Here is a 1,510-nt window from a genome sequence, read left to right on the forward strand (position 1 = left end):
TGTAGAGCTGACCGTGCAGGTGGTCGATCTCGTGGGCGACAAGCCGCGCCAGCCCCTGCCGATAGACGGTGATGTGCCGGTTGCCGTCGATATCGGTGTGTTCGACGTGCAGCTCCAGCGGCCGGGGGACGAGGCCACGGACGTCAAAGAAGCTCAGGCAGCCCTCGTACTGCTCGTCGGTCTCCCGGGAGGTTTCGATGACGCTGGGGTTGAGCAGCGTGAGCGTGTCGCCGCCCGGGGTACGCACGATCGCCGCGGCGCGGTTGATGCCGACCTGCGGCGCGGCGATGCCCATGCCCTTGCCGAAGGTGTGCAGGGCGGATACCCGTTCGAGGGCGGAGGACAGCTCGGCGACGACCCGACGCGCGTCCTCGGCCTCGTCGGGCAGGGCGAACGGGCGGGCCGACTGCCGTAGGATCGCCTCACCCTCCTGCACGATGCCAACGGCCGCCATCTGATCGCTGGGACGTGTTCCGGTCTCCGCGGCCGGATCACGTTCCGGCACGGTGGCCCGGAAGTTCCATTCCAGTCGGTAGCGGGCGTGCAGCGGCGGCTCGGTGGTCGACCAGGTGAAGATCCGCCGGTCGCCGGAGTCGGTGCGGGCGATTGCGGTCCGGAACGGGAAGGCATCGGCGGTCATCGACGTCTCCATGCCCCAGACCACGGGATCCAGCTCGGCCGGAAAGTCCAGCTGCACCGAGAGGAAACTCGTCGGTACTCGCACGGCACGCTGGAACCACGGCCCCCACTTCTCCCTGCTCACCTGGTAGCTGTAGTTGATCCATGCCGATTCGCCGGGATAGAGCGGAAATCGCCCTCGACTGTTCTCGAAGAGCAGCCAGACCTCCTTGAGCGCGTCCCAGTCGGTCTTGACCTGCCAGGCCATCTGCTCGCCGCCGCAGTGTGCGCTGAGCTGGAGGTCCTCCCAGCGCAGCGGATCGGATCGGTACAACCGCGCGGAGCGTTCCGGATCTCCCGGGAACCGGTCAACCGATATCCGCATCAGATACCGGTGACCGGTTCGCTGCCGGCGTTGAGAAGACGTCTTCGCTGGTGGGCGACGTACATGCTGTCGTCGTAGTCGTAGCGGAGTTCGGCCCGGTCCTCCTCGACGACCAGGCCCCCCGGTCCGGGGGGGACCCGGCCCGGGCTCTCGGCGACGACGGGCCCGGGGCCGGGGCCGGGTCGACGGAGGGGGTCGCGACGTGGGCCACCGGCGTCGGGCCGGGTCCGGCCGGAACCGTCGGCGGCCCGGGCGGCTCGCGCACGTCCCGTGCCGCCTCCCACGGCCGTGCGGCCAGGTGGAAATAACTACCCGGGATACGCAGCGCGTCGGCGATGCGTTCGATCAGGGAGAGCCGGGCGATGCGGTCCTCGCCCTGCATGATCCGGCTGACCCTGCTCTGGCTGAGCCCTTCCACCGGCGAGGCGATGCGATTCTGACTGGCACCGTCATATTTCTTCATCAGCCGGAACACCGCGCGGAAGTCTCGCGTCGCACACGCCGCCC

2 protein-coding genes are annotated in these 1,510 nt (G+C 69.0%); both read right to left on the reverse strand.

From position 1 onward, the window contains the following. Positions 1-1,003, reverse strand: a 1,003-nt coding sequence (locus ACY45C_RS09675; protein WP_462187289.1) for a peptide deformylase, incomplete at its 3' end; no start/stop codon positions are given. After that, on the reverse strand, positions 987-1,510 hold a 524-nt coding region (locus ACY45C_RS09680; protein WP_462187290.1), incomplete at its 5' end, for a helix-turn-helix domain-containing protein. The genes ACY45C_RS09680 and ACY45C_RS09675, both read right to left, overlap by 17 nt.

This window comes from Frankia sp. CcWB2 (assembly GCF_977927585.1).